Genomic DNA, 20,434 nt, shown 5'->3' with positions numbered 1-20,434 from the left:
GCGCTATCGCGGGACACAACCCATATGCGGCCCCCGACCCACGCATCGACCGATGACCGAGTACACCACGGTGTCGATACCGAAGCCGCTCGCGGAGCGCGTCGAGGAGACCCTCGAGGGGACGAGTTTCTCCAGCACGAGCGACCTGGTACGATTTCTCCTGCGGAGCATCGTCATCCAGCACCAGCGTCGCGGCGGCCTGAGCGAGGCGGAGTTCGAGGAGATCGCCAAGCAACTCCGGGACCTCGGCTACCTACGCGACTGACTCCGTCGGCGGGACGGCGTCGAGGACCACGAGTTCGCGCCGTCGCCCGTCCCGGCCGAACGGGACGACGCGCTCCCACGGCGGGACCGCCACGAACACCACCTCGTGGAGGTCGTCGGACTTCCGCACCCCGAGGTAGCCGTCCGGGTGCGAGACGAACCGCCCCTGAGTGCGCGGCGTGCCGAGGTCGACGCCGAAGACCGCGCGCACCGACTCCGCGGACTCCGGGAGGTAGAAGTGCGTGAACACCTGCGTCTCGGGGTCGAGGTCGACCGACCCCTCGAGCGCGCCCGCCTCGGTCGTCAGGAGGCCGATGGTGACCCCCTCGGGGTCGCGCTCGTCGGCTAGCGCGAGCAACCCCTCGACCAGCCCCGCCGTGATGTAGAGCACGGTACACGGTTGTCGGCCAGAGACATTAAGTCACGCGAACGAAATTCCTCGTTGTCTGCCAATTGTCGGAGTACGTCTATCTAAATTGAATGTATTAACATTCCGACGAAATTGACAAAAAATTTAAGTTTCAGCGCGACAAGGAAAATCTGTAATGTCCGACAACGCAATCGCGGCGTACCTGGCTGAGCACCCGAAGATGACCGGCGTCCTGTTCTCCGCCCTGCTGCTGCTCTCGCAGGCGGGGTCGGCACTGGCGGCGAAGGGAGGCGCGACGCCGGGGCCGTAAGAAGTTAGTCTTCGAGAAAGTCAGAACTGAACGTCAATTCTCCATCGATTCGCACCGGCGCATCGTCGAGTGCGAGGTACCACTCGAACTCCTTCCTCGTGAGCGAGAACGTCGGCGTACTGTTCGGGACGAGCGAACGCGTCTCGTACCCCGGGAGCGCGAGCGAGAACAGCGTCCCCATGCCCATCGAGTCCGTCGGAAAGGTCCTGACGGTCATCTCGTAGCGGTCGCCGACCGACTCGACCTCACAGACCATCGGGACGCCGCTCTCCGGCTGGGCGATGTCGACGTTCCCGTCGCCGACGACGAGGTACTGTCCCCCGACCATGCTCTCCTCGCGGGCGACGGCGAGGGCGGCCCGGAGGGTGAACCCGCCGTTCAGGAGCCGGGCCATCGTCCGGCCGACCGTCGTCGCGCCGGTGCTGACCACCGGGTCGAGCGTGGCGACACCGCCGATGGCGCCCGCCTCGATGAGCGCCATCCCCTGTCGGTAGGACGAACAGGCGTTGAGGAAGAAGGCGTCGACGCCGACCGAGTCGACGGTCGTGGCGTCGAGGTAGCCGTCCGCACACCGGAACCCATCGTCGTCGATGTGACCGATGTAGTGGAAGTAGTCGACGTCCGATTCGAGGAGCAGGCGCAGGCGGTCGGTCGTCAGGTCGCGGTAGAGCGAGACGGCGTAGGGGAGGTCGTCGCGCGCGCCGTAGGCACCCCGCGCGCCGGCGTGTTCCTCGAGCATCGTCTCGTCGTTACAGACGACCGCGACGCGGATGTCACCCTCCTTCGGCTGCTGGTCGAGTCGGTTCCGGAAGGCCGCCACGGAGGCCTTGCTCGCACCGACGGGCGCCTCGGGACCGACCCAGACCGATTCGAGCGAGTCCGTCGGCGCGGGCCGGACGAGGTCCGGGGTCGACGTGGCCGTCTCGGTCGCGCGAACCGGCCCGTGCGTGGACGCGCCACGCGTCGCCGCACCGCGCATGAACGCCTCGAGCGACTCCGTGTTCGCGGCGCCCGCGACGGGCGTGTGACCCGCCGGCGTGCGGACGACGGCGAGGTCCGCGACGAGGAACGGCAAGGTCTCCAGGCTGGCGGGCACGGCCTCGACGTGCGCGGTCTGCTTCCACGTCGGGGCGACCGCGTCGAGCGCTTCAAAGGGGACGGCGAGGTACGCCTCGAGCTGCTCGGCGAGCGGCGCGTCGTACAGCGCCGCGAATTCGAGGTCGAGGGACGCACGCCCTTCGAGCGTCCGGCGCTCGGCCAGGTCGACGGGGTAGAACCCCTCGGTCCGGACGAGACAGTCGAGCAGGAAGACGTGCCTGAGGACGCGCTCGACGGTCCGTTCGTAGCCGTCGGGTCCGTCGAGCGGGTAGCTGAAGCCGGTCTCGGTCCGGATGCGCGGGGCGTGCGCGTCGCCGACCTCGACACGCGCACCGAGGTAGTACGCGAGGGGTGCGGCGACGAGGCCGGCCTCGAGCGTCGGCGGGAGTTCGAGCGTCACGCCGGTGTCGGGCGGTTCGAGCCCGTCGGGAATCGACAACGCCTCGCCGAGTTCGATGGCCGGCGGGTGGCCGCGCAGCGTCGGGAACGAGCGCTCGCAGGTGGTCGTCTTCAGCGCCGACCCGAGCGTCGAGAGCGCGGCGAAGACGTCGTCGGGGTCGGCCGTCGTCGTCACCGTCGCCGCGGGACGCTCGTGGTACGAGCGCGCGCCGACGACCACCTCGCCCTCGTGCTCCAGTCGGACCGTCGTCTCGCCCGCCCCGACGGTCACCGTCCCCGGCCCACGGAGGGACAGGTAGCACTTGATGGAGGCGTTCAGTTCGACGACCACTTCCCCCGCGGGGAGGCGTCGCTCCTCGAAGTGTGCCACCGGGAAGACGAGCGCACCGTCCGTGTCCCTGACGTACGTGTCGACGCTCTGGCCGAGGGTGAGTTCGCGCGTCGTCACCGTCGCCGCCGCGTCGACCGGCAGGGGCAGGCGCTCGGCGGGGCACGCCCGCGGGTCGACCGCCCCGGCCGTCCGGAGCCGGCACCGTCGCCGCTCGATGCGGTCGACGACGACGACCCCGGAAGCCTCGTCGGGTTCGACGGTGACGAACGTCACGCCGACCCTCCGCGTCCGACCGCCGCGATACTCATGGTTGGATATGTAGAATCGGCCGACAGGTAAAAACCCCTTCGCCACTCTACCCGAGGACGAATTCCCGGAGCGTCTTGAGGTAGAGCGCCGGCGTCCGCCGTCTGCTGTTCCGCACGGCGTCACGGACCGCCCGTGTCGCGTCGTCGTGGACCCCCTCGCCGTGCCCGACGAGCACCCGCTCGACGTCCAGGTCGAGCAGGTCGGTGGGTGGGAACGGCCGGAGCATGGGGTGGACGCCGATGCGCTCGACGCCCGTCCGGAAGTACGTGGAGGTACCGAGTGCCTCGGGGACGACGAGCGTCCCCGTCTCCTCGTTGTAGAGGTACGCCTCGCGCCAGACCGGGGGCCGGTCGAGCAGTTTGTGGACGCCGTAGCCCGTCTCGTCGAGGGTGTCCTCCAGGTCGTCGACCGGCGCGTCGAGGTCGTCGTCGACGGACGACATCCACGACGGGCGGTGGACCGCGACGCCGTACTCGCGCGCCAGCGCCGCCGCGTCCCGCAGGTGCCTGTCGAGCAGGACGACGACCCCGCGGACGGTCCCGAGGTCCGAGAGCAGGTCGTCGAGCCCCCGCGCCTTGACCGGGTCGACGAGCCACACGCCCCCGTCCTCGACGAGGGCGTGACTCGCCCGCTCCATCCGCTCGTCAGGGTAGGCGAGCCAGCCCACCCCCCCGTCGAAGCGGTCGATCTCGCGCAGGCTCGTCCGTCCGGAGCCTTTCATCGGCATACCCGACGGTTCGGCCGCGCGGGACATAAACCGTGGCAACCGGGGCGCGCTCGCCGGTTCCGGCGCGTCGCGGGTTTATGCGTCCCGCGCTCGAACCGCCCCCATGCTCTCGTCGCTGCGTTGGCTGGCGCTCGAAGTCAAGTACCTCGACCGCGCGGTGGCGTTCTACGAGCGCCACCTCGACCTCTCGCCGACGACCCGCCGCGAGTCGGAAGCCGTCCTCGACACCGGCGGGACCGACCTCGTGCTCCGTGCCCCCTCGGGCGTCCCGCGCGGCGGCCTCCACGTCCACTACGCGCTCGCGACGCCCCCCGACCGCTACGAGGAGTGGTGGGACCGACTCGCCGACACCTTCGACCTCGTCGAACACCGCTTCGGGAGCGCCCGCTCGCTCTACTTCTACGACGTGGAGGGGAACTGCGTCGAGATCGGCCAGCGCGGCGAGGGAGCGGGCGCGCTCTCGGGCGTCTTCGAGGTCGTCCTCGAGGTCGAGGACCTCGACCGGGCGGAGGCGTTCTACACCGACCTCGGGATGGACGTCACGAACCGCGGTGAGGAACGAAAACGCGTCCGACTCACCACCGGCCGGTTCGACCTCGAACTGTGGGAACCGCACCTCGGCCTCGCGGACGCGCGCGGCGGCGTCCACGTCGACGTCGGCGTGGGTGCCGACGACCCGGCGGCGGCCGCGGCGCGCGTCGAGGGGCGGGCGCGCTCGGTCGCGCCGCTCGACGGCGAACGCGTCCGGGTGTGCGACCCGGACGGCCACTACGTGACGCTGCTCGAGTAGTCAGGCCAGTCGGTCGGTGTCGATGTGGACCCCCTCGGGGGTGACGACGAGGAACGACCGGAAGTGGACGAGGTGGCCGCCGACGTCCCGGACCTCGCGGGCGAACCCCGACGCCAACTCGTTCACGTCGCCCTCGACGGCGAGGACGAGGACCACGCCCTCCCGGACCAGTCGCGTCCACTCGTCCGGCGCCGTCGTCCCGTCGAGCACGCCGAGGACGACGCGGTCACCCGCCTCGGCGGCCTCGTCAATCTCGCGCTCGACCGCCTGCAGGTCGAGGTCGAAGTCGGCCATACCGGGTCTTGTGGGGGCGGGCTACATATCTCCTCCCACCTTTTACTGCGCTCGGCGCGCGAAGCGCGCCTCGCTGGTAAAAGCTGGACCCAAACCGCGTCTCACCCCCTATCGGGGGTTCGACGCGGGCGGCCTCGCGTCGCTCGGCCGCCGGGAACAGGAGCGGTCTGTGGGTCGTCAGTTGGGGCACCGCGGGACACTGACCGGTAGTCGCACGTGGACGCGTCGGTCCACTGGGCCCTCACTCCGCCTCCTCTACTCGCCCATCGGGCTCGTGAGGGAGTCTCGGCAGGACCCGTCGCGAGAGCGAGAGGAACGGTTTCAGCAGGACTGCGCCGGCGACGAGGAACACCAGAAACGCCCCGCCGCTGGAGACACCCAGTTCGGTCGTTCCGAGCGCGATTGCCCCACAGATTCCGACGTATATCCAGAACGCGGCGATGACAGGGGACAGTTTTCGCGTCGGGAAGGTCATTCCGGACATATTCGACAGAACCTCTCGAGAGTACAAGTACTTTCTGCAAAATCAGCTATTCTAGACCTGAAAAAGGCGCAAAAGTCAGATTATGTCGCACATGTTCCGCACTCGTCCACCGATGGGCGTGTCGCTCGGGCGGTCAGTACGGGTCGGACGCACGGTCGGGCCCGTTTCCGGTTCGACGGGCCGTGGTCGCGCTCCCGATTCGAACGAGTTAGTGAGTACGTGGGTGACGCCGCTAGTCGCGTTTCACGCCGGGGTTCGTCACCGCGCCGTTGGCCGCCGAGTCGAACGCGAGGCCGTACTTCGCGAGCACGCCCGAGTCGTAGGCCGGGTCGGGTTGCTCCCAGTCGGCGAGTCGGTCCTCGAGTTCCTCCTCGGAGAGGTCCACGTCGATGACGCGTTCGGGGACGTCGATGCGGACGGTGTCGCCGTCCTCGAGCGCGGCGAGGGGGCCGCCGACGAACGCCTCGGGGGCGGCGTGTCCGATCATCGGCCCCCGGGTCGCCCCGGAGAACCGGCCGTCGGTGATGAGCGCGACGTCGTCCTCGTGACCCTGGCCGACGACGGCGGCGGTGACGCCGAGCATCTCGCGCATCCCCGGGCCGCCCTGCGGCCCCTCGTTACGGATGACGATGACGTCGCCCGCCTCGATGTGTCCCTCCTGGACGTAGCGCATCGCGTCCTCCTCGCCCTCGAACACGCGGGCGGGGCCCTCGTGTTGCAGGGCGTCCTTCTGGGTGGCCTTCAGCACGGCGCCGTCGGGCGCGAGGTTCCCCTTCAGGATTTTGATTGCCCCCTCCTCCGCGAACGGGTCGGACACGGGTGCGAGGAAGTCCGCCTCGATGTCCTCGTCGGCCGGCAGGTCGAGTTCGGCCAGTTCCTCGGCGACGGTGCGCCCGGTCACGGTCATGGCGTCGCCGTGGAACAGCCCCGCCTCGAGCAGACGACGGACGACGACGGGGACGCCGCCGACGTCGTGGAGGTCCTTCATGACGCGGGTGCCACCGGGCTGGAGGTTCGCGACTTTGGGTGTCCGACGCGCGATGTCGTCGAAGTCGTCGATGGTCAGGTCGACGTCCGCCTCCGCGGCCAGCGCGAGCAGGTGGAGGACGGCGTTGGTCGACCCGCCCATCGCCACCTGGAGCGCGATGGCGTTCTCGAACGACTCCCGGGAGAGGATGTCGGAGGGCTTGCGGTCGTTCTCGATGGCGTCGAGGGCGAGTTCGCCCGCACGGCGGGCGACGGCGGCGCGCCCCTCGCTCTCGGCGGTGGGGGAGGCGCTACCGAGGGGGGCGAGGCCGAGCGCCTCGCTGATGGAGGCCATCGTGTTCGCGGTGAACATCCCGCCGCAGGAGCCGGCGCCTGGACAGGCGCTGCGCTCCAGGTCGTCGAGTTCCTCCTCGCTCATGTCGCCCTGCGCGTAGGCGCCGACGCCCTCGAAGACGTTCTGGACGGTGACCTCGCGGCCCTCGTGCTCGCCGGGGAGGATGGACCCGCCGTAGAGGAAGACGCTCGGCAGGTCGGTGCGGATGGCGGCCATCATCATGCCGGGGAGGTTCTTGTCGCAGCCGGCGACGGTGACGAGCGCGTCCATGCGCTCGCCGAAGGCGACCAGTTCCACCGAGTCGGCGATGAGTTCCCGCGAGATGAGGCTCGCCTTCATCCCCTCGGTCCCCATCGAGATGGCGTCGGAGATGGTGATGGTGCCGAACTCGATGGGCATCCCGCCCGCGCCGTCGATACCGTCGATGGCCGACTGGGCCACGTCGTCGAGGTGGACGTTACACGGCGTGATGTCCGCGGCGGGGTTGGCGACGCCGACCATCGGGGAGGCGAGGTCCTCGTCGTCGAACCCCATCGCCCGAAACATCGACCGGTGGGGGGCGCGCTCCGGCCCCTCGGTCACTTCGCGGCTCCGCAGGCCCGCCGGCTTCTCCGGCTTCCCCGGTGCCTCGCGGTCCTCGTCACGTGGCTGCTGCTGGCTCATACCACTCGAAACCGTCCGCGGGGGCATAAACGCCCACCCCGAGTCAGGAATTGCTGGAAGTCGAGGCGGCGAGGCGAACGGGCGAACGCCGTCGCTCAGGTCGCGGGGCCGTGACACCGCTCGGCGGTAGGAGCGAATATGACCCGCGGAGATACCTTTAATACCCTCCCGTCGCTTGGGTGAGTTACAATGTCCAACATTACGGAGGACACGTCGGATGCCCCGGCGGGTCGAGTTCTTCGAGGGCACGCTGAGTAACACCTCCGAGATCAGCACTGCACAGATTTTCGATACTACGCTGCGCGACGGCGAGCAGTCGCCACGAACGTCGTTCTCGTACGACGACAAGCGGGAGATAGCCGCGCGTCTGGACGCGATGGGCACCCACGTCATCGAGGCGGGGTTCCCGGTGAACTCCGACGCGGAGTTCGCCGCCGTCCGCGACATCGCCGCCGACACGACGGCGACGGTCTGCGGGCTGGCGCGCGTCGTCGACGCGGACGTCGAGGCCGCCATCGACGCCGACGTGGACATGGTCCACGTCTTCGTCAGCACGAGCGACGTCCAGCTCGAGGACTCCATGCACGCCTCGCGTGAGGAGGCCGTCGAGCGGTCGATTCGCTCCATCGAGCGCGTCCGCGAGGCGGGCATCGACGTGATGTTCTCCCCGATGGACGCCACGCGCACCGACGGCGAGTTCCTCGTCGAGGTGGTCGAGGCCGTCTCCGAGGCTGGCGTCGACTGGATCAACGTCCCCGACACCTGCGGGGTCGCGACGCCGACGCGCTTCGCCGACCTCATCGCCACCATCGACGCGCACACGGACGCGAAGATAGACGTCCACACCCACGACGACTTCGGGCTGGCGACGGCGAACGCCATCGCCGGGATGGAAGCCGGCGCCGCGAGCGCGCAGGTGAGCGTCAACGGCATCGGCGAGCGGGCCGGCAACGCCGCCTACGAGGAGGTGGTGATGGCCCTGGAGAGCCTCTACGACGTCGACACCGGCATCGACACGACCCAGATTCGCGCGCTGGCGGACCTGGTCGAGCGCACCAGCGCGATGGAGATTCCGGCGAACAAGCCGGTCGTCGGCCGCAACGCCTTCGCCCACGAGTCGGGCATCCACGCCGCGGGCGTCATCGAGAACTCGGCGACGTTCGAGCCGGGCGTGATGACCCCCGAGATGGTCGGCGCCGAGCGCGAACTGGTGATGGGCAAGCACACGGGGACCCACTCGGTCCGCGAGCGCCTCGCCGACGCCGGCTTCGAGCCGACCGACGAGGAGGTACGCGCGGTCACCCGCCGGGTGAAGGACCACGGGGCCGCCAAGGAGCGCGTCACCGACGACACCTTCGAGCGCTTCGCCCGCGAGGTCGGCGTCCGCCGACCGGAACCGGTGACGGAGGGCGTCCAGTAAGATGTCTCCCACCGCGGTTCGCACGCACGAGGAGCGACGGCCGCGGCGGTCGGTTCGGCGTCCGCCGACCCGGAGCCACATTTGCCGCGCGGCGAAGGCTTATGACGGCGGACGCCTCACGGCGAGTAATGACGCGCACAGTCGCCGCGGGTCCGCAGGGCCGCGCAGCGACCGGTGTGCTCGGCTCGATTCTGTCGATAATCGTAGGGGCCGCCTAGCCCCTACACCATCCTCCCCCAGACCCCGTTTACCGTATCGATTCAGAGCAGCGACCGCAGTCAGCGATGACGCGAGCACACGACACCACACATCGACCGGAGGCACAGCATGAGCGAAGGTAGCCCGGCGCGACCGGCGAGCCAGGAGACCGAGACCGAAACCGAGACCACGGGGGAAACCGGCGGCGAGGCCGACGCGACCACCGAGGACGCGGCGGCGACGCCGGAGCGGACGACGGGTGCGGCGGCGGTGGTCACCGCCCTCGAGCGCGCGAACGTCGAGCACGTCTTCGGCGTGCAGGGCGGGGCCATCATGCCCGTCTACGACGCGCTCTACCACTCGGACATCGCCCACGTGACGATGGCCCACGAGCAGGGCGCGGCCCACGCGGCCGACGCCTACGGACAGGTCACGGGCGCGCCGGGCGTCTGTTTCGCCACCTCGGGGCCCGGCGCGACCAACCTCGTGACGGGCATCGCGGACGCGAACATGGACTCCGACCCCGTGCTCGCGCTGACGGGGCAGGTCCCGACGAACTTCGTCGGCAACGACGCGTTTCAGGAGACCGACACCGTCGGCGTCACCCGGCCCATCACGAAGGCGAACTACTTCGCGGACGACGAGACGACCATCGGCGACCTCGTCACGGAGGCGTTCACGGTCGCGGGCGAGGGCCGTCCCGGCCCGACGCTCGTCGACCTCCCGAAGGACGTCACCAACGCGGAGACGGAGGCCCGACCGCCGGAGGAGCGCGACGCGGCGGCGGCGCCCGCGGCCGAACCGCAGGCCGTCGAGCGGGCGGCCGAGGCGCTCGCGAGTGCCGAGAAACCGCTCGTCCTCGCCGGCGGCGGCGTCACGAAGGCGAACGCGAGCGAGGAACTGCGCCGGTTCGCGACGACGTTCGAGGTGCCGGTCGTCACGACGATGCCCGGCATCGGGACGTTCCCCGAGGACCACGACCTGTGTCTGTCGTGGGCCGGGATGCACGGCACCGGCTACGCGAACATGGCCATCAGCCACACCGACTGCCTGCTGGCGGTCGGCACGCGCTTCGACGACCGCCTCACCGGCGGTATCGAGACGTTCGCACCCGACGCGACCGTCGTCCACGTCGACATCGACCCCGCGGAGATATCGAAGAACGTCCACGCGGACTACCCGCTGGTGGGCGACGCGGGCGTCGTCCTCGACCAGCTGTTCGAGACGCTGCCCGACGGTCCCGACGACCGGTGGGCGACGTGGCGCGAGCAGTGCGCGACGTGGAAGGAGGAGTACCCCATGTCCTACACGACGCCCGACGACGAACCGCTCAAGCCGCAGTTCGTCGTGGAGGCGCTCGACGAGATGACGCCCGACGACACGCTCGTCACCACGGGCGTCGGCCAGCACCAGATGTGGGCCGCGCAGTTCTGGACGTACACCGAACCGCGCACCTACATCTCCTCGCACGGGCTGGGGACGATGGGCTACGGCCTGCCGGCGGCCATCGGCGCGAAACTCGCCGCCCCCGACCGCGAGGTCGTCTGCTTCGACGGCGACGGCTCGTTCCTGATGACGGTTCAGGAGCTCTCCGTCGCGGTCCGCGAGAACCTCGACATCACGGTGGTCGTGCTGAACAACGAGGCCATCGGGATGGTCCGCCAGTGGCAGGACGCCTTCTTCGGCGGTCGACGGATGGCCTCCGAGTACCGGTGGATGCCGGACTTCGCCACGCTGGCGGAGGCGTTCGGCGCCCGCGGGTTCACCGTCGACGACTACGACGACGTCGCGGACACGCTGGAGGCGGCGCTCGACTACGACGGCCCCTCGGTGGTCGACGCGTTCGTCGACCCCGCCGAGAACGTCTACCCGATGGTGCCGAGCGGCGGTGCCAACGACCAGTTCGCCCTCTCGGAGGACCACCTGTGATGCACGGTCCCGCACCCGAGGAGCGCACCCGGCCGGTCGGCCGTCGCTCCTCACAGGGCATCCGGGTCGACCCTCACGCGGAGGCGACCCACGAGCCGCGCCGGACGGCGCTCTCGGCGCTGGTCTATCACGAACCCGGCGTGCTGGCGAAGGTCTCCGGGCTGGTCAGCCGCCGGCAGTTCAACATCGAGTCGCTGACCGTCGGCTCGACGACCAACCCCGAGACGGCGCGCATCACGCTCGTCATCGAGGAACCGGAGCCGGGCGTCCGGCAGGTGGAGAAACAGCTGTTGAAGCTCCAGCCGGTCATCTCGGTCCGGGAACTCGGCGGCGACGCCATCCGGCGCGAACTCGTCGTCTTGAAGGTCCACGGCGACGAACCCGACAAGGTCAACGCCATCACGCAGATGTACGACGGCCGGACGCTCGACGCCGGCCCGCGGACCATCACCGTCGAGATCACCGGCGACGAACAGAAGATAAACGACGCCATCGACGCCTACCGGCAGTTCGGTATCCGCGAACTCGCGCGCACCGGCCAGACCGCGCTGGCGCGCGGCGACGAGTGGACGACCGACGCCGAGGAGGAGCGCTACGAGCGCATGCAGACGGAGATGGGCACGTCCGATTCGGAGTAACCCGATTCACACACACGATACACAATGACAGAGAACGCGACTATCTACTACGACGACGACGCAGCGTCAGAGAACATCACCGGCAAGACCGTAGCCGTCCTCGGCTACGGCAGTCAGGGCCACGCCCACGCACAGAACCTCGCCGACAGCGGGGTTGACGTGGTCGTCGGCCTCCACGAGGGCTCCTCCTCGCGGTCGGCCGCGCGCGAGGACGGCCTGAAGGTGGGTACGCCCCGCGAGGCGGCCGCCGAGGCCGACGTGGTGACGATGCTCGTCCCCGACACCGTCCAGCCGTCGGTGTTCGACGACATCGCGGACGAACTCGAGGCGGGGAACACGCTCATGTTCGCCCACGGGTTCAACATCCACTACAACCAGATCCGTCCGCCCGAGGACGTCGACGTGACGATGATCGCCCCGAAGTCGCCGGGTCACCTCGTCCGGCGTAACTTCGAGGCCGACGAGGGGACGCCCGGCCTGCTCGCGGTGTACCAGGACGCCACCGGCGAGGCCAAAGCCGAGGCGCTCGCCTACGCGAAGGCCATCGGCTGCACCCGCGCGGGCGTCATCGAGACGACGTTCCAGGAGGAGACCGAGACGGACCTCTTCGGCGAGCAGGCCGTCCTCTGTGGCGGCATCACCGCGCTCATCAAGGGCGGCTACGAGACGCTCGTCGACGCTGGCTACAGCCCCGAGATGGCGTACTTCGAGTGTCTCAACGAGATGAAGCTCATCGTCGACCTGATGTACGAGGGCGGGATGGCGGAGATGTGGAACTCCGTCTCCGACACCGCCGAGTACGGCGGGTTGACCCGCGGCGAAGCCATCGTGGACGACCACGTCCGCGAGAACATGCAGGAGGTGCTCGAGGGCGTCCAGAACGGCGAGTTCGCCCGCGAGTGGATCTCCGAGAACCAGACGGGCCGGCCGAGCTACACCCAGCGCCGCGAGAAGGAAATCAACCACGACATCGAGTCGGTCGGCGCCGACCTGCGCGCGCTGTTCGCGTGGGCCGACGACGGCGAGGAAGAGGAGACGGCGACCACACCGGCGGACGACTGAACAGATGGCACGACGAGACGACACCGGAACGGAGCATCGGAATCGACCGCGACCCACGCTGGGCGACGTGAACCACACGAACCCCTACACCGACGAGGCGTTCGGCGACAGCGTCGTCTACGAGCGCGGCCCGGCCGTCGCCGCCGACGGCGGGCGCGACCCGACGCGCGAGCGCTCGGGCGACCGCCAGACCCTCGGCGACGTCGACCACGAACCGCCCCACGGCGAGGGGGCGAACCGCGTCCACGAGCGCGGCGAGGAGAACGAGCCGGAGGACGAGGAGCAGTGACGATACGGACGAATACCGTACGTCGCGTACGGACGGGACGATGAGCCGAGGAACCCTCTACGACAAGGTGTGGGACCGCCACCGCGTCACCACGCTGCCGAGCGGCCAGGACCAGCTGTTCATCGGGCTCCACCTCATCCACGAGGTGACGAGTCCGCAGGCGTTCGGCATGCTCGAGGAGCGCGGCCTGGAGGTGGCCCGCCCCGACCTCACGCACGCGACGGTCGACCACATCGTCCCGACCGAGGACCAGTCGCGGCCCTACCGCGACGCCGCCGCCGAGGAGATGATGAGCGCGCTCGAATCGAACGTCGGCGAGCGCCCCATCGACTTCGACCACCCGGAGACGGGTCGACAGGGCATCGTCCACGTCATCGGGCCGGAGCAGGGACTCACCCAGCCGGGCAAGACCATCGTCTGCGGGGACTCCCACACCTGTACGCACGGCGCGTTCGGCGCCGTCGCCTTCGGCATCGGGACGAGCCAGATACGCGACGTGCTCGCCACGCAGTGTCTCGCCCTGGAGAAGAAGAAGGTGCGCCAGATACGCGTCACGGGCGAACTCGGCGAGGGCGTCACGGCGAAGGACGTCATCCTCGCGGTCATCCGCGACCTCGGCACCGACGGCGGCGTCGGCTACGTCTACGAGTACGCCGGCCCGGTCGTCGAGTCGCTGTCGATGGAGGGGCGCATGAGCATCTGCAACATGTCCGTCGAGGCGGGCGCGCGGACCGGCTACGTCAACCCCGACGAGACCACCTTCGAGTGGCTCCGCGAGACCGACCAGTTCGCGGACGACCCCGAGCGCTTCGCGGAACTGCGCGAGTACTGGGCGTCCATCCGGTCGGACGACGACGCCGAGTACGACGACGTGTACGAACTCGACGGGAGCGCGCTCGAACCGATGGTCACCTGGGGGACGACCCCCGGACAGGGCGTCGGCATCGGCGACCCCATCCCGGACCCGGCGGACCTGCCCGAGAGCAAGGCCGAGGTGGCCCGGCGCGCCCAGGAGCACATGCACGTCTCGCCGGGCGAGACGATGCAGGGCTACCCGGTCGACGTCGCCTTCCTCGGGTCCTGCACGAACGCGCGGCTCTCGGACCTGCGCGACGCCGCCCGCGTCGTGGAGGGGCGAGAGGTCCACCCAGACGTCCGGGCGATGGTCGTCCCCGGCAGCCAGCGCGTGAAGCGCGCCGCCGAGGCCGAGGGCCTCGACGAGGTGTTCCGCGCGGCCGGCTTCGAGTGGCGCGGCGCCGGCTGTTCGATGTGCCTCGGGATGAACGAGGACCAGCTCGTCGGCGACGAGGTGTGCGCCTCCTCCTCGAACCGCAACTTCGTCGGCCGGCAGGGGAGTCCGGAGGGCCGGACGATACTGATGAGTCCGGCGATGGTCGCCGCCGCCGCCGTCACCGGCGAGGTGACGGACGTGCGCGAACTGCCGGAGGTGGCCGTCGCATGAGCGGTGCGGAGCGCGTCACGCGCGTCGAGGGGACGGGCGTCCCCGTCCGCGGCGACGACATCGACACCGACCAGATCATCCCGGCGCGGTTCCTGAAGGTCATCACCTTCGACGGCATCGGGGAGTTCGCCTTCTTCGACCAGCGCTACACGGAGGACGACGAGGAGAAGGACCACCCGTTCAACGAGGAACGCTTCCGCGACGCCTCGATACTGGTCGTCAACAGTAACTTCGGCTGTGGCTCCTCGCGCGAGCACGCCCCCCAGGCGCTGATGCGCTGGGGTATCGACTGCGTCGTCGGCGAGAGCTTCGCGGAAATCTTCGCGGGCAACTGCCTCGCCCTCGGCATCCCCACCCTCACGGCGGACGCCGAGTCGATAGACGCGCTCCAGGACTTCGTCGACGCGAACCCGGACGCGACCATCACGGTCGACGTGGCCGACGAGCGCGTCAGCTACGGCGAGACGACCGTCGAGGCGTCCGTCGACGACACCCAGCACTCCGCGCTGGTCGAGGGCAAGTGGGACACTACCGCCCTCATGGCGGCGAACGACGACCGAATCGCGGCGACGGCCGCCTCCCTCCCCTACCTCGATGGCTGACGCGCGCATCGCCGTCGTCCCCGGCGACGGCATCGGACGGGAGGTCACCCCGGCCGCCGTGCGCGTCCTCGACGCCCTCGCTCCCGACTTCGCGTTCGTCGAGGCGGACGCGGGCGACGCCGTCCTGGAGGCGACCGGCGACCCGCTCCCCGAGGAGACGGTCGAGACGGTCGAGGGAGCGGACGCCACGCTGTTCGGCGCGGCGGGCGAGTCGGCCGCCGACGTCATCCTCCCGCTGCGGGCCGCGGTGGGGAGTTACGCGAACGTCAGACCCGCGCGCGCCTATCCGGGCGTCGACGCCCTCCGCCCCGAGACGGACCTCGTGTTCGTCCGGGAGAACACCGAGGGGGTGTACGCGGGCATCGAGAGCGAGATCGCGCCGGGCGTCACGACGCTCACGCGCGTCGTCACCGAGGCCGCCTCGCGGCGCATCGCCGAGTTCGGCTTCGACTACGCCGAGCGGCACGGCTACGACGTGACCGTCGCGCACAAGGCGAACGTGATGCGCACCACCGACGGGCAGTTCCTGGACGCGGTGCGCGCCGTCGCCGACGAGCGCGGCGCCGACCACGAGGAGGCGCTGATGGACGCGCTGGCGATGCACCTCGCCCTCTCGCCCGAGGCGTACGGCGTCGTCGTCTGTCCCAACCTCGCTGGCGACGTCCTCTCGGACCTCGCGGCGGGGCTGGTCGGCGGCCTCGGCCTCCTGCCGAGCGCCAACGTCGGGTCGGACAACGCGCTGTTCGAACCGGTCCACGGCACCGCCCCCGACATCGCCGGTGAGGGGGTGGCGAACCCCGTCGCGGCCATCCTCTCGGCGGCGATGCTGCTCGAACACCTCGACTACGACGACGAAGCGACGCGGGTTAGGGCCGCCGTCGAGGGCGTCCTCGAGGACGGTCCGCGAACGCCCGACCTCGGCGGCGACGCGACCACCGAGGACGTGACGACGGCCGTCGTCGACCGCCTCGACTGACGACCTGACGACCTCGGTTGCTTCGCCGACGCGGTCGCTACGCCACTCGTTCTCACGCGTTCCGAGACCTCGGAGAACTCGCGTTCGACGCCGGCGTCACACGCCGCGGTCGCTCGCCGCGGCCGCGCATATCTCCTCCCACCGGCCGTCCTCCTTCAGGTGCGTCTGGAGGCGCTGGGCGTACTCGGCGACGAGCGCCTCGGCGCGGTCGGTCTTGGCCTCGCCGAAGGCGTCCTCGTCGTCGCCGAGGCCGAGTGCACCCTTCAGCGAGTCGATGAGTCCCCCGCCCGAACGCCCGCCCCCGCCGGGGACGCCGGCCGTCTCGCTCTCCATGCGCTCCAGTTCGGGGACCACCGAGGGGAGGTGTGCCGTGTTCGCGACGACGCGTGCGCGCTCCGGCGAGGCGGGGTGCTCGATCTCGAACTCCGTCGCGGTCATGACGAGCCCCCACTGCTGACGGGAGAACTCCGAGTCGGCGATGCGGCCCTCGAACTCGCGGTCGACCGCCATGCGCGCGCCGACGATGCGGTCGTTCCAGTCGCTCATTGTGTCTCGGCGTTCGCAGCGATATCGTATGAAACCGGTGTATGCACGCGCTGGCACTGCGAGCACCGACCTGTCCGACGGCGGGTCAGAAGTCGGGGAGGTCGTCGGGTGCCTCGAAGGCGGACTCCCAGTCGACGTACTCGTCTTTCAGGACGTCGGAGACGACCTGGCCGAGCTCGGTCAGGCCGGCGTTGATGGCCGAGACGGTCCCCCAGGAGTCGAGGTCGGGGTGGACGTCGCGCTCGCGCCAGTCCTCGGGGAGGCCGGGTGCGTGATACCCCACGCGGTCGGCGAAGTCGTCCCAGAAGAAGTCGTAGCGCGAGACGAGACCGAGGTCGGTGACGATGGCCCACTCCGACTCGTCGAGGTCGGCGTGTTCCGCCCACTCGTCGAACGCCCGTTCCCAGGCGCCATCGCGGAGGAACTCCTCCAGTTCGTCGCGGCGGTACTCGTCGCCCTGGACGTCCGCGTCCGCGTAGTCGTCGGGGTCGAGCGCGTGCTGGAGTTCCGGTGGCTCGGGCGCCGGTACGTCGAGGCTCATACCTCCCGTACGGTGTCCGACGGCAAAAGGGTGCGTCGGTTCAGACCCGCCGTGCGACGACGGCGAGGTGGTCGTCGTGGAACGGTTCGAGGCGGGCGGTCTCGACCACCTCGTAGCCCGAGAGGTCGTCGAGGAAGCGCTCGAAGACGCGCTCGGGGTCGGCGGTGACGTCCTCGCTCCGGGCCTTGACCGCGGCGAGGAGGCGCCCGCCCTCCCGGAGGAACTGTCGGTTGGCGTTCGCTACCCGCGCCTGGCCGCGCGTGGCGACGTCCTGGACGATGGCGTCGACGGGTTCGACGACGTGGGCGTACGTCTCGGGGGCGCGGGCGTCCTTCAGCAGGGGAAAGAGGGTCGGGCGGGAGTCGGTCACCGCGAGCAGGTCGCGCGCGGGCCGGGCGGCGAACTCGACGGCGTAGGTCGGCCCGGCGAAGTCCGCGACGTGGCTCACCGTCGTCCCCGAGGCGGCGCCGAGGTAGAGCACCGTCTCGCCGCCCGTGAGGCCGGTGTCGAGTCCCTTCTCGAACGTCGCGCCGAGTTTCGAGCGGCGGGCGTCCCACAGGCGCCACCCGTCGTCGGTCGGTTCGCCGTACACCGGCTCCCCCCGGGTGGCCAGTCGCGTCTCGCTCCCCGACTCGCCGAGGTCGAAGGTGCGGCGCTCGACGCCCTCGGGGAGGCTCACGACTCCCGCCCCCGGATGCGCTCGATGCGCGCGTCCAGTTCGTCGGCCAGGTCGGGGCGCAGGTCGCCCGAGTAGTGGTCGACGCGCGCCGCGATGGAGAGTTTCCCGGCGAGCGCGCGGGCGGCCGACCCGCGCTGACCCGGACGCGTCCCCGAGACGTACTCGTGGACGTAGATGACCCCGTGTTTCGGCGAGGGGCCGTGGCCTCGCAGGTGGGCGAACAGCGCGTCCTCGGCGCCGAGGACCTGGAGGGTCCCGCTCGGCTTGCGCGCCAGCGTCTCCAGGCTCCCCGCGAGCGCGATGAGCCGCGCCGCGAGGACGGGGCCGGCCAGCGCCGAGAGGTTGGGCGCGACGTCCGGCGCGGTCCGCTCGATGGACGCCCGGAGCGCCGCGCTCTCGTCGGCGAGGTCGGCGACGCGCCCGGCGAGCGAGACGAGGCGCTCGTCGGTCGGGTCGGTTACCTCCCGCTGCGCGAGCGCGCGGGCGTAGGGCACGCCCGTCCCGGGGTCGTCGTAGCGGCTGCCGGCCCACTCGGCGACCCGCTCGGCGAGTTCGTTCGCCACGCGCTCGGTGTCGTCCATCGCACGGACCGCGTGCTTCAACTGCTGGTCGTCGGCCCGCTCGCGCTCCCTGACCGCGTCGCGGGTCGCGCGCCGGGTCGCCTCGTGGAGTCGGTCGTAGTAGTCCGACTCGGTCTCGGCGTAACCCGCCTCGACGGCCAGCGCCGGCCACTCCCGTGGACCGTCGGCCTCGCCGTCGGTTATCGCCGCGACCGCGCCGTCGTCGTCGGCCGGGTCGAGTCCGTCGAACCAGCCGCCCCCTCCCGGGGAGGTGCCGCCGTTCATGCCTCGCTCCTACCCGGCGGAGCGGTATATCCGTCCCGATACGGCGACTCGACGGAGCGACGACCGGCGCTACACCTGCTCGACGACCGTCTCCGCGAACCGCGCGAGGTCCGCCTCGGGGTCATCGCCCGTCGGCGAGACGAGGACGTGGTCGACGCCCAGGTCCTCGAGCCCCCGGAAGTAGTCGACGAACCACTCGCTGCCGGCGCGGTAGCCGAGGTGGCGGGGGTCGGGGCCGGCCCCGGGGTCGTCGGCGAGTTCGGTGCGGACGGCCATCGCGTAGGGTTTCTCGCCAGCGACCTGCCGCCAGTCGGCGAGGTAGGATTCGAGCGTCGACTCGGGGAGGTGGTAGAACAGCCAGCCGTCGCCGTGCTCGCCCAGCCACTCGAGCGACTGGCGGGCGCGGCCGGTCGGGAGCAGAGGGACGGTCCCCGTCGTCGGCTTCGGGACGAGGTCGAGGTCGCCCGAGAGGGACCCCCAGGGGGAGTCGACCTCGGGGAACCGTTCGCGCCAGACGGTTCGCAGGAAGGCGACGCTCTCGCGGAACAGTTCGCCGCGGTCCTCGATGTCGACGTCGAACGCGGGGAACTCCGGGTCGCGGTCGCCGGTGGCGACGCCGAGGACGAGCCGTCCGTCCGAGAGCCGGTCGAGCGAGGCGGCGCTCTTGGCGACGTGCAAGGGGTGCCGGAGCGGGAGGACGACGCTCGCCGTCCCGAGGGCCACCTCGTCGGTGTGGGCGGCGGCGTGGCCCAGCCACGTCCAGGGGTCGAAGGTCTGGCCCGCGTCGCCGAAGCGCGGCCAGTAGAGGGGGACGTCGCGCGCCCACAGCGCGTCGAACCCGACCGCCTCCGCGTGCGCCGCGAGGGTCATCTCCCGCCCGACGTCGGGACGCGACTCCCGGGCGCCCGTGAGCGGGAAGCCCGCCCCGAAGGTGAGGCGGTCGCTGCCGAACAGTCGTTCGAAGCCGGCGTTCTCGTGGCCGTCGGTCACGGTCGGACGTCGGGGGCCGGGCGTATGGGGACTGCGGTTTCTCAGGGGGCGAGGAAGTCGACGACGGGGCGGTCGAAGCGCTCGCCGGCGCAGATGACCGCCTCGTGGCCGAGGCCGTCGAGCCGGACGAACCGTCCGTCGTGGAGGCCGTCCGCGGTCCGGCGGAACGCCCGTTCCGAGAAGAAGGGGTCGCGCGTCCCGCCGACGACGAGCGTGGGAGCGTCGACGCTGGCGAGTCGGTCGCCGGCGTCGTGTGCGAGGGACGCCCGCGCCGAGACGTCGAAGTCGACGGCGGCGGGCGGGACGCTCGCGAGTCGCTCGTAGGGGTAGGTCCCGGCGCGGAGCAGGCGACGGAGGGCGCCGACGGCGACGACGTCGCTCCCGGCGCGGTAGATTCGCCCCCACTCGCCCGCCGCGCCCCACGCCCGCCAGCGTTCGACGGTGCGTCGCCCGTGCGGGCTGAGGCGGTCGGCGGCCAGTCCGCAGACGGCGCGCTCGACCAGGTCGGGGCGGTCGGCGGCGAGGTGCTGGACGAGGAACCCGCCCATCGAGAGGCCGAGGAGGTTCGCGGGCGCGAGGTCGTTCGCGTCGAGGACCTCCCCGAGGTCGGCGGCCAGCGTTCGGGTAGTGGCGTCGCGCGGGAGGCCGACGGGGCGACTGAGGAGGTAGACGGGGCCGGGGTAGCCGCGCCGACGCAGGCGTCGGCCGAGGGCGGCGACGCTCGCGGCGAACCAGAGCGCGTCGGTCACGCGCAGGAGAGGGTCGTTCAGGCCGACGACGACGACGAGCGGCGTCCCCTCGCCGTCGACGCGGACGAAGGGGTGGCCGTCGAGGTCGCCGAGTGCGTCGGACATTGGCTACCGGGAGGAGCGGCGTCGGGACGAAAAATCCGCGGGA

At 70.6% G+C, this 20,434-nt stretch carries 23 protein-coding genes; 11 read left to right on the top strand and 12 right to left on the bottom strand.

What is annotated here, in order from left to right:
* Positions 1-52: 52 nt before the first annotated feature.
* On the top strand, positions 53-265 hold the full coding sequence (locus tag P1Y20_RS04705; RefSeq protein WP_304447503.1) for a ribbon-helix-helix domain-containing protein: 213 nt from the start codon (positions 53-55) through the stop codon (positions 263-265).
* Here the strand turns inward: P1Y20_RS04705 and P1Y20_RS04700 are convergent.
* Complete coding sequence (locus P1Y20_RS04700; RefSeq protein ID WP_304447502.1) at positions 254-655, bottom strand: JAB/MPN domain protein-containing protein; 402 nt, start codon at positions 653-655, stop codon at positions 254-256. The genes P1Y20_RS04705 and P1Y20_RS04700 overlap by 12 nt on opposite strands.
* Before the next feature lie 154 nt (positions 656-809).
* Here P1Y20_RS04700 and P1Y20_RS04695 point away from each other — a divergent pair, with 154 nt between their 5' ends.
* A complete protein-coding gene (locus P1Y20_RS04695) occupies positions 810-944 on the top strand; it encodes a DUF7503 family protein (protein ID WP_304447501.1) in 135 nt (44 codons plus the stop codon).
* A 4-nt stretch (positions 945-948) separates the two neighbouring features.
* Here P1Y20_RS04695 and P1Y20_RS04690 read toward each other — a convergent pair whose 3' ends face one another.
* Complete coding sequence (locus tag P1Y20_RS04690) at positions 949-3,045, bottom strand: hypothetical protein (RefSeq protein ID WP_304447500.1); 2,097 nt, start codon at positions 3,043-3,045, stop codon at positions 949-951.
* 82 nt (positions 3,046-3,127) lie between these two features.
* Positions 3,128-3,808 (bottom strand): hypothetical protein, encoded by a 681-nt coding sequence (locus P1Y20_RS04685; RefSeq protein ID WP_304447499.1) that lies wholly within the window; start codon positions 3,806-3,808, stop codon positions 3,128-3,130.
* A gap of 103 nt (positions 3,809-3,911) precedes the next feature.
* Here P1Y20_RS04685 and P1Y20_RS04680 point away from each other — a divergent pair, with 103 nt between their 5' ends.
* The gene (locus P1Y20_RS04680; protein WP_304447498.1) at positions 3,912-4,598 is read left to right on the top strand and encodes a VOC family protein; all 687 of its coding nucleotides are present in this window, start codon (positions 3,912-3,914) and stop codon (positions 4,596-4,598) included.
* On the opposite strand, the gene P1Y20_RS04675 is transcribed toward P1Y20_RS04680, so the two are convergent.
* The 3 genes from P1Y20_RS04675 to ilvD form a co-directional block, all read right to left on the bottom strand.
* A complete protein-coding gene (locus tag P1Y20_RS04675) occupies positions 4,599-4,892 on the bottom strand; it encodes a DUF5779 family protein (RefSeq protein WP_304447497.1) in 294 nt (97 codons plus the stop codon).
* 241 nt (positions 4,893-5,133) lie between these two features.
* Positions 5,134-5,376: a hypothetical protein gene (locus P1Y20_RS04670; protein WP_304447496.1), complete on the bottom strand. Its 243-nt coding sequence runs from the start codon at positions 5,374-5,376 to the stop codon at positions 5,134-5,136.
* A 232-nt stretch (positions 5,377-5,608) separates the two neighbouring features.
* Complete coding sequence (gene ilvD, locus P1Y20_RS04665) at positions 5,609-7,360, bottom strand: dihydroxy-acid dehydratase (RefSeq protein WP_304447495.1); 1,752 nt, start codon at positions 7,358-7,360, stop codon at positions 5,609-5,611.
* A gap of 217 nt (positions 7,361-7,577) precedes the next feature.
* Here ilvD and P1Y20_RS04660 point away from each other — a divergent pair, with 217 nt between their 5' ends.
* The 8 genes from P1Y20_RS04660 to P1Y20_RS04625 all read left to right on the top strand — a co-directional run bounded on the left by P1Y20_RS04660 (position 7,578) and on the right by P1Y20_RS04625 (position 15,936).
* Entirely contained in the window at positions 7,578-8,780 is a 1,203-nt protein-coding gene (locus tag P1Y20_RS04660) for a LeuA family protein (protein WP_304447494.1), read from the top strand.
* Positions 8,781-9,107: 327 nt separating this feature from the next.
* Positions 9,108-10,907 carry a biosynthetic-type acetolactate synthase large subunit gene (ilvB, locus tag P1Y20_RS04655; RefSeq protein ID WP_304447493.1) on the top strand — a complete coding sequence of 600 codons (1,800 nt, stop codon included), beginning with the start codon at positions 9,108-9,110 and terminating at the stop codon, positions 10,905-10,907.
* On the top strand, positions 10,907-11,545 hold the full coding sequence (gene ilvN, locus P1Y20_RS04650; protein ID WP_304447492.1) for an acetolactate synthase small subunit: 639 nt from the start codon (positions 10,907-10,909) through the stop codon (positions 11,543-11,545). The genes ilvB and ilvN overlap by 1 nt, the downstream gene beginning before the upstream one ends.
* Positions 11,546-11,569: 24 nt before the next feature.
* Positions 11,570-12,607: a ketol-acid reductoisomerase gene (gene ilvC, locus P1Y20_RS04645; protein WP_304447491.1), complete on the top strand. Its 1,038-nt coding sequence runs from the start codon at positions 11,570-11,572 to the stop codon at positions 12,605-12,607.
* A gap of 4 nt (positions 12,608-12,611) precedes the next feature.
* Positions 12,612-12,896: a DUF7989 family protein gene (locus P1Y20_RS04640; RefSeq protein WP_304447490.1), complete on the top strand. Its 285-nt coding sequence runs from the start codon at positions 12,612-12,614 to the stop codon at positions 12,894-12,896.
* 40 nt (positions 12,897-12,936) lie between these two features.
* Positions 12,937-14,358, top strand: coding sequence for a 3-isopropylmalate dehydratase large subunit (leuC, locus tag P1Y20_RS04635; RefSeq protein ID WP_304447489.1), 1,422 nt, complete (start codon positions 12,937-12,939; stop codon positions 14,356-14,358).
* Complete coding sequence (gene leuD / locus P1Y20_RS04630) at positions 14,355-14,960, top strand: 3-isopropylmalate dehydratase small subunit (protein WP_304447488.1); 606 nt, start codon at positions 14,355-14,357, stop codon at positions 14,958-14,960. The genes leuC and leuD overlap by 4 nt, the downstream gene beginning before the upstream one ends.
* On the top strand, positions 14,953-15,936 hold the full coding sequence (locus P1Y20_RS04625; protein WP_304447487.1) for an isocitrate/isopropylmalate dehydrogenase family protein: 984 nt from the start codon (positions 14,953-14,955) through the stop codon (positions 15,934-15,936). Before leuD ends, P1Y20_RS04625 begins: the two co-directional genes overlap by 8 nt.
* A gap of 96 nt (positions 15,937-16,032) precedes the next feature.
* Here P1Y20_RS04625 and P1Y20_RS04620 read toward each other — a convergent pair whose 3' ends face one another.
* The 6 genes from P1Y20_RS04620 to P1Y20_RS04595 form a co-directional block, all read right to left on the bottom strand.
* The gene (locus tag P1Y20_RS04620; protein ID WP_304447486.1) at positions 16,033-16,482 is read right to left on the bottom strand and encodes a DUF5799 family protein; all 450 of its coding nucleotides are present in this window, start codon (positions 16,480-16,482) and stop codon (positions 16,033-16,035) included.
* 85 nt (positions 16,483-16,567) lie between these two features.
* Positions 16,568-17,023, bottom strand: coding sequence for a DUF7992 family protein (locus tag P1Y20_RS04615; RefSeq protein WP_304447485.1), 456 nt, complete (start codon positions 17,021-17,023; stop codon positions 16,568-16,570).
* Between the two features lie 40 nt (positions 17,024-17,063).
* On the bottom strand, positions 17,064-17,702 hold the full coding sequence (locus P1Y20_RS04610) for a fibrillarin-like rRNA/tRNA 2'-O-methyltransferase (protein WP_304447484.1): 639 nt from the start codon (positions 17,700-17,702) through the stop codon (positions 17,064-17,066).
* The gene (locus tag P1Y20_RS04605) at positions 17,699-18,547 is read right to left on the bottom strand and encodes an NOP5/NOP56 family protein (protein WP_304447483.1); all 849 of its coding nucleotides are present in this window, start codon (positions 18,545-18,547) and stop codon (positions 17,699-17,701) included. Before P1Y20_RS04605 ends, P1Y20_RS04610 begins: the two co-directional genes overlap by 4 nt.
* Positions 18,548-18,616: 69 nt before the next feature.
* Positions 18,617-19,537: a TIGR03571 family LLM class oxidoreductase gene (locus tag P1Y20_RS04600; RefSeq protein ID WP_304447482.1), complete on the bottom strand. Its 921-nt coding sequence runs from the start codon at positions 19,535-19,537 to the stop codon at positions 18,617-18,619.
* Positions 19,538-19,578: 41 nt separating this feature from the next.
* Complete coding sequence (locus P1Y20_RS04595) at positions 19,579-20,391, bottom strand: alpha/beta fold hydrolase (protein ID WP_304447481.1); 813 nt, start codon at positions 20,389-20,391, stop codon at positions 19,579-19,581.
* Positions 20,392-20,434 lie beyond the last annotated feature (43 nt).

The sequence above is a fragment of the Halomarina ordinaria genome (assembly GCF_030553305.1).
GTDB lineage: Archaea > Halobacteriota > Halobacteria > Halobacteriales > Haloarculaceae > Halomarina > Halomarina ordinaria.
The sequence above is the reverse complement of the archived record's forward strand: the minus strand, read 5'-3'. Positions and strand labels throughout refer to the sequence as shown.

Bases quoted from the DNA above. Each gene is read 5' to 3' on its own strand.
- P1Y20_RS04705 (WP_304447503.1), top strand. From the start codon at position 53: ATGACCGAGTACACCACGGTGTCGATACCGAAGCCGCTCGCGGAGCGC.
- P1Y20_RS04695 (WP_304447501.1), top strand. From the start codon at position 810: ATGTCCGACAACGCAATCGCGGCGTACCTGGCTGAGCACCCGAAGATG.
- P1Y20_RS04685 (WP_304447499.1), bottom strand. From the start codon at position 3,808: ATGCCGATGAAAGGCTCCGGACGGACGAGCCTGCGCGAGATCGACCGC.
- P1Y20_RS04680 (WP_304447498.1), top strand. From the start codon at position 3,912: ATGCTCTCGTCGCTGCGTTGGCTGGCGCTCGAAGTCAAGTACCTCGAC.
- P1Y20_RS04675 (WP_304447497.1), bottom strand. From the start codon at position 4,892: ATGGCCGACTTCGACCTCGACCTGCAGGCGGTCGAGCGCGAGATTGAC.
- P1Y20_RS04670 (WP_304447496.1), bottom strand. From the start codon at position 5,376: ATGTCCGGAATGACCTTCCCGACGCGAAAACTGTCCCCTGTCATCGCC.
- ilvD (WP_304447495.1), bottom strand. From the start codon at position 7,360: ATGAGCCAGCAGCAGCCACGTGACGAGGACCGCGAGGCACCGGGGAAG.
- P1Y20_RS04660 (WP_304447494.1), top strand. From the start codon at position 7,578: ATGCCCCGGCGGGTCGAGTTCTTCGAGGGCACGCTGAGTAACACCTCC.
- ilvB (WP_304447493.1), top strand. From the start codon at position 9,108: ATGAGCGAAGGTAGCCCGGCGCGACCGGCGAGCCAGGAGACCGAGACC.
- ilvN (WP_304447492.1), top strand. From the start codon at position 10,907: ATGCACGGTCCCGCACCCGAGGAGCGCACCCGGCCGGTCGGCCGTCGC.
- ilvC (WP_304447491.1), top strand. From the start codon at position 11,570: ATGACAGAGAACGCGACTATCTACTACGACGACGACGCAGCGTCAGAG.
- P1Y20_RS04640 (WP_304447490.1), top strand. From the start codon at position 12,612: ATGGCACGACGAGACGACACCGGAACGGAGCATCGGAATCGACCGCGA.
- leuC (WP_304447489.1), top strand. From the start codon at position 12,937: ATGAGCCGAGGAACCCTCTACGACAAGGTGTGGGACCGCCACCGCGTC.
- leuD (WP_304447488.1), top strand. From the start codon at position 14,355: ATGAGCGGTGCGGAGCGCGTCACGCGCGTCGAGGGGACGGGCGTCCCC.
- P1Y20_RS04625 (WP_304447487.1), top strand. From the start codon at position 14,953: ATGGCTGACGCGCGCATCGCCGTCGTCCCCGGCGACGGCATCGGACGG.
- P1Y20_RS04620 (WP_304447486.1), bottom strand. From the start codon at position 16,482: ATGAGCGACTGGAACGACCGCATCGTCGGCGCGCGCATGGCGGTCGAC.
- P1Y20_RS04615 (WP_304447485.1), bottom strand. From the start codon at position 17,023: ATGAGCCTCGACGTACCGGCGCCCGAGCCACCGGAACTCCAGCACGCG.
- P1Y20_RS04605 (WP_304447483.1), bottom strand. From the start codon at position 18,547: ATGAACGGCGGCACCTCCCCGGGAGGGGGCGGCTGGTTCGACGGACTC.
- P1Y20_RS04595 (WP_304447481.1), bottom strand. From the start codon at position 20,391: ATGTCCGACGCACTCGGCGACCTCGACGGCCACCCCTTCGTCCGCGTC.